Below are 438 nucleotides of genomic sequence, written 5' to 3'. Positions count from 1 at the left end.
CGCGCGCCTTTCGCCTGCGGAGTGCCGCAACTACTTCTCGGCCGCCGGCTACGAGGATGACGCTTGTGCTTCCAGCTGATCGGGACCCGCTCTAGCGCCTCCATCTTCTGCGCCTGGAACAGGGCGGTGCGGGCCTCCTCAAGGTCCTGCTGCGCATTCCGCCGCTCGGTGATGTCGCGGGTGACCTTGGCAAAGCCGATCAGCGTGCCGGACGCGTCGCGGATCGCGTCGATCACGACACTGGCCCAGAAGCGAGTGCCATCTTTGCGTACCCGCCACCCTTCCGCCTCGTACCTGCCCTCGCGGGTGGCGGTCTCCAGCGCCCTGACAGGAATACCGGCGGCCCGGTCCTCCTCGGTATAGAAGCGCGAGAAGTGCTGGCCGATGATCTCCGCCTCGCCGTAGCCCTTGATCTGAGAAGCGCCCGCGTTCCAGTTC

Annotated in this window: 1 protein-coding gene; it reads right to left on the bottom strand. The window is 66.7% G+C overall.

Annotated features, from left to right (window positions below; translation table 11 throughout):
• Window positions 1-438 (bottom strand): PAS domain-containing protein (locus WDW90_RS38250; RefSeq protein WP_336492894.1); only part of this gene is annotated, 438 nt, incomplete at both ends.

The sequence above is a fragment of the Methylobacterium nigriterrae genome (genome assembly GCF_037106235.1).
Lineage (GTDB): Bacteria > Pseudomonadota > Alphaproteobacteria > Rhizobiales > Beijerinckiaceae > Methylobacterium > Methylobacterium nigriterrae.
Note: the sequence above shows the minus strand (reverse complement) of the source record. Positions and strands in the feature narration are given on the sequence as shown.